The organism is Streptomyces sp. MBT65 (genome assembly GCF_016612545.1).
GTDB lineage: Bacteria > Actinomycetota > Actinomycetes > Streptomycetales > Streptomycetaceae > Streptomyces.
Window position 1 is genome coordinate 1 of sequence record NZ_JAENRY010000459.1, and the last position, 4,927, is coordinate 4,927.

4 protein-coding genes and 1 pseudogene are annotated in these 4,927 nt (G+C 72.5%); 3 read left to right on the forward strand and 2 right to left on the reverse strand.

Annotated elements, in window-relative coordinates; translation table 11 throughout:
• Positions 1-776: pseudogene (locus JHN63_RS48020) on the reverse strand (hypothetical protein); the annotation flags it as partial.
• A gap of 198 nt (positions 777-974) precedes the next feature.
• On the opposite strand from JHN63_RS48020, the gene JHN63_RS48025 reads away from it, so the two are divergent.
• The 3 genes from JHN63_RS48025 to JHN63_RS48035 are packed head-to-tail and all read left to right on the forward strand — an operon-like array spanning position 975 to position 4,126.
• Positions 975-1,856 carry a Nif3-like dinuclear metal center hexameric protein gene (locus JHN63_RS48025; RefSeq protein ID WP_200691443.1) on the forward strand — a complete coding sequence of 294 codons (882 nt, stop codon included), beginning with the start codon at positions 975-977 and terminating at the stop codon, positions 1,854-1,856.
• Positions 1,853-2,596 carry a zinc ribbon domain-containing protein gene (locus JHN63_RS54515; protein WP_200691446.1) on the forward strand — a complete coding sequence of 248 codons (744 nt, stop codon included), beginning with the start codon at positions 1,853-1,855 and terminating at the stop codon, positions 2,594-2,596. Before JHN63_RS48025 ends, JHN63_RS54515 begins: the two co-directional genes overlap by 4 nt.
• 12 nt (positions 2,597-2,608) lie before the next feature.
• Complete coding sequence (locus tag JHN63_RS48035) at positions 2,609-4,126, forward strand: bifunctional RNase H/acid phosphatase (RefSeq protein ID WP_200691444.1); 1,518 nt, start codon at positions 2,609-2,611, stop codon at positions 4,124-4,126.
• Here the strand turns inward: JHN63_RS48035 and JHN63_RS48040 are convergent.
• Entirely contained in the window at positions 4,101-4,739 is a 639-nt protein-coding gene (locus JHN63_RS48040) for a bifunctional 4-hydroxy-2-oxoglutarate aldolase/2-dehydro-3-deoxy-phosphogluconate aldolase (RefSeq protein WP_200691445.1), read from the reverse strand. The genes JHN63_RS48035 and JHN63_RS48040 overlap by 26 nt on opposite strands.
• Positions 4,740-4,927 lie beyond the last annotated feature (188 nt).

Here is a 4,927-nt window from a genome sequence, read left to right on the forward strand (position 1 = left end):
GCCCGCTGTCCGGGTCGGCGGCCAGCAGCCGGTCGTCGCTGTCCGCGGCGATCTGCAGCAGCGGCGACACCTCCCCGTCCCGCTCCAGGTCGACCACGATCGCCTTGGTCCGCCCGCCGACCTCCCGGTCCAGCGCCAGCATCCGCCCCGCCCGGTCCAGCCAGACCCCGCCCGAACAGCGCCCCGGCACCATCGCGAGATGCTCGGGCCCGAAGGCGCCCCCCGCCACCAGCCACACGGCCGTCGACCGCCGGCCCACGGCGAGGGCGTACGCCTTCTCGCCCCCCGGCGCCGGCGGCAGCAGCCGCAGCCGGGTGTCCGGGTCCGGGCACTCGATCGCGCCGAGCGGCAGCTCACCGGTGCCCGGGCCGGTCGGGTAGAGCAGCGAGAACGCGTGCCGCCCGTCGACCAGCCGCCGGATGAGCACCCGCCCGTCGCCCATCGGCTGCACCTCGCTGCCCGGCTCCTCGGGCTGGTTGCCGGGCAGCGGCACGGCNCCCGGAGCGGTGGACGCTGGACGGCCCCGAGCCGTACGCCGTGCCGCTGCCCGGCTCCTCGGGCTGGTTGCCGGGCAGCGGCACGGCGTACGGCTCGGGGCCGTCCAGCGTCCACCGCTCCGGGAACAGGCAGTCACCGGCCGGCGCGAGGCGGGCGGCGTACGCCCCGTCCGCGGTGATCGCACACGCGGTGCCATCGCTCTGCGGAACCCCGCGCTCGTCCACGCGCTCGTCCCCGTCCTCGTCCGCCGCCGTGGGCTCGATCGCACATGCCGTCATGGTTCGGTCACCTCCGGCGACGAAACTAGTTTTCGCACGTACGGACGTGGGACCGATGAGCAGGCTCATCACACATAAGGGTGGCCAAGTAACGATTCGCCTGAGGAAACCGGGGCGGGTGTGCTGAACGGGGCCGCCCGCCTCCCCGCGGTCGCTTCAGCGGTTCAGCCGATCGGTCCGGCCAGGTAGCCTTTGCCCGTGCCCCGTCAGTCCGTACCCCGCCTGTCCGAAGTCATCGCCGCGCTGGAGAACCTGTGGCCCGCCGAGCGGGCCGAGTCCTGGGACGCGGTCGGCACCGTCGTGGGCGACCCGGACCAGGACGTCACCCGCGTGCTGTTCGCCGTGGACCCCGTGCGCGAGATCGTCGACGAGGCCGTGAAGCTGGGCGCCGACCTGCTGGTCACCCACCACCCCCTCTACCTGCGCGGTACGACCACGGTCGCGGCCTCCACCTTCAAGGGCCGCGTGGTGCACACCCTGATCAAGCACGACATCGCGCTGCACGTCGCCCACACCAACGCCGACCGCGCCGACCCGGGAGTCTCCGACGCCCTCGCGGGCGCGCTCGACCTCCGTGTCGTACGACCGCTCGTGCCGGACCCCACCGACCCGGCGGGCCGCCGGGGCCTGGGCCGGGTCTGCGAGCTGGACCACCCGCTGACCGTCCGCGAACTCGCTGCCCGCGCGGCCGAGCGCCTGCCCGCCACCGCGCAGGGCATCCGCGTCGCCGGCGACCCCGACGCCCTGGTCCGCACGGTCGCCGTCAGCGGCGGCTCCGGCGACAGCCTCTTCGACGACGTACGCGCGGCGGGCGTGGACGCTTTCCTGACGGCGGACCTCCGCCACCACCCGGTATCAGAGGCCCGCGCCCAAAACCCTCAGAACCCTCTCGCGCTGCTCGACGCGGCGCACTGGGCCACCGAGTGGCCCTGGTGCGAGCTGGCCGCAGCCCAGCTCGACGAGATCTCCGACCGCGAGGGATGGGACCTGCGGGTCCATGTCTCCAAGACGGTCACCGACCCCTGGACCGCCCACGCGGCGTCCTCCACCACACCTGACCCACTGGGAGCCCCCAACTGAACGCCGCGCCCGCCGACCAGATCCGACTCCTCGAAGTCCAGGCCCTCGACGTCCGCCTCCAGCAGCTCGCGCACAAGCGCAACTCCCTGCCCGAGCACGCCGAGATCGACTCGCTGACCAAGGACCTCACCCAGCTGCGCGACCTGCTCGTGGCCGTGCAGACCGAGGAGAGCGACTGCGCCCGCGAGCAGACCAAGGCCGAGCAGGACGTGGACCAGGTGCGCCAGCGCGCCACCCGCGACCAGCAGCGCCTCGACTCGGGTGCCGTCACGTCCCCCAAGGACCTCGAGAACCTCCAGCGCGAGATCGTCTCCCTCGCCAAGCGCCAGGGCGACCTGGAGGACATCGTCCTCGAGGTCATGGAGCGCCGTGAGTCCGCGCAGGAGCGCACCGCAGAACTGACCGAGCGGGTCGGCTCCGTGCAGGGCAAGATCGACGACGCGACCGCCCGCCGCGAGGCCGCCTACGAGACCCTCGACGCCGACGAGGCCACGGCGGAGAAGGAGCGCGAGGTCGTCTCGGCGACCATCCCCGCGGACCTCCTCAAGCTCTACGACAAGCTGCGCCAGCAGCAGGGCGGCATCGGTGCGGCCAAGCTGTACCAGCGCACCTGCCAGGGCTGCCGCCAGGAGCTTGCCATCACCGACTTCAACGAGATCCGCGCGGCGGCCCCCGACACGGTGGTCCGCTGCGAGAACTGCCGCCGCATCCTGGTGCGCACGTCCGACTCTGGTCTGTAAGGAGCTTGCGCCGTGCGGGAGTTCATCGTCGAGGCCGACGGCGGTTCCCGGGGCAACCCGGGTCCCGCGGGCTACGGCAGCGTGGTCATCGACGCGACGACGGGGGAGACCCTGGTGGAGGCGGCCGAGTACATCGGCATCGCCACGAACAACGTCGCCGAGTACCGCGGCCTGATCGCGGGCCTGCGCGCCGCCCACGCCCTGGACCCCGCCGCCCGGATCCACGTCCGCATGGACTCCAAGCTGGTCGTCGAGCAGATGTCGGGCCGCTGGAAGATCAAGCACCCCGACATGAAGCCCCTGGCGGCGGAGGCGAGTTCGGTCTTCCCGGTGGACCAGGTGACATACGAGTGGATCCCGAGGGTCCAGAACAAACACGCGGACCGCTTGGCCAACGAGGCGATGGACGCGGGCAAGCGCGGCGAGCAGTGGTCGGCGTCGGATTCGACGGCGGAACTGCGCAGCAAGGGCTCGGCGGAGGCTTTTCAGGGGCGCGGGGCGCACGCGGAGCCTTCCGGCGCTGGCTCGGCTGAGGTTTTTCAGGGGCGCGGGGCGCACGCGGAGCTTTCGGACGCTGGCTCGGCGGAGGTTTTTCAGGGGCGCGGGACACATGCTGAGCCTTCGGACGCAGGCTCAGCCGAGGCATTCCAGAGGCGCGGGACACACGCGGAGCCTTCCGACGCAGGCTCGGCCGAGGCTTTTCAGGGGCGCGGCAGCGCCCAGCTTTCCGGCGCGGGCTCAGGTGATGTCCTTGAGGGGCGCGGGGCTGTGACACATGCGGCTCCGCCGGGCGGGCGCGACCAGCCCCCGCCGGCCCGCACTGTGACTACCGCCAAAGCCGTCGCAGATGCTCGCGCCGCCCGCAACGTGGCCACCCTCAGCGCTGGTTGGGCCCCCGCGGACATGGGCGCCCCCGCCACCTTCGTCCTCCTCCGCCACGGCGAAACGCCCCTCACCCCCCAGAAGCGCTTCTCCGGCAGCGGCGGCACCGACCCCTCCCTCTCACCCGTGGGCCAGGACCAAGCCGCCCGCGCGGCAACGGAGTTGGCGGGCCGGGGCACCATCCAGCACATCCTCGCCTCCCCCCTCACTCGCACAAGGGAAACCGCCGCAGCCGTAGCAGAGCGCCTCGGCCTGCCGGTCACGATCGAAGAGGGCCTGCGCGAAACGGACTTCGGCGCCTGGGAGGGTCTGACCTTCGGTGAGGTCAGGGAGCGCTACCCGGACGACCTGACCACCTGGCTGGCCGACCCCACGGCCCGACCCACCGGCGGAGGCGAGAGTTTCACGGAGACGGCGACCCGTATCGCCGCCACCCGCGACAAGCTGATCGCGGCCTACGCGGGCCGCACGGTCCTGCTCGTCACCCACGTCACTCCGATCAAGACGTTCGTCCAACTCGCCCTGGGCGCCCCGCCGGAGTCCCTGTTCCGCATGGAACTCTCGGCCGCCTCCCTCTCCGCGGTGGCGTACTACGCGGACGGCAACGCGAGCGTACGGCTGTTCAACGACACGTCCCACCTGCGCTGAGCGCCGCCGCCTCGCGGGCCAGCACCTCGATCCGCCCCCAGTCCCGCGCGGCCACCGCGTCCGCCGGGATCATCCAACTACCGCCCACACAGCCGACGTTGGGCAACGCCAGGTAGTCCGGCGCGGAGTCGACCCCTATCCCACCGGTGGGACAGAACCGCGCCTGCGGCAACGGCCCGGCCAGCGCCCGGAGATACGCCGTACCGCCCGCCGCCCGAGCCGGGAAGAACTTCATCTCCCGCACCCCGCGTTCCAGCAGCGCCACCACCTCGGACGTGGTCGACACCCCCGGCAGGAACGGCACCCCGGACGCCTGCATCGCCTCCAGCAGCAGCTCCGTCCACCCGGGACTGACCAGGAACCGCGCCCCCGCCGCCACGCACTCCTTCACCTGCCCCGGAGTCAGCACGGTCCCGGCCCCGACCACCGCCCCCGGCACCTCGTCCGCGATCGCCCGCAACGCCTCCAGCGCGACCGGCGTCCGCAAGGTCACCTCGATCGCCGACAGCCCGCCGGCCACCAGCGCCCGCGCGAGCGGCACGGCATCGGCGACGTCCTCGATGACGACGACGGGAAGAACGGGAGCGAGCCCGAGCAGGGAGGAGGAAGCCATGGCCTCATCCTGCCGAGCCGATGCAACACGCGCAAAGCTTATTGCGCATGCTGCAACGCGAGCTCAAAAGGTGTTCAGTGGATCTCGTCCACCAACACATCCAACGACCAGGGCTGCCCCGCCCGCCCAGGCGCCTCCGCCTCCACCTCGTACCCCAGCCCCCGCAACGCCTCCACCAACTCCGCCGG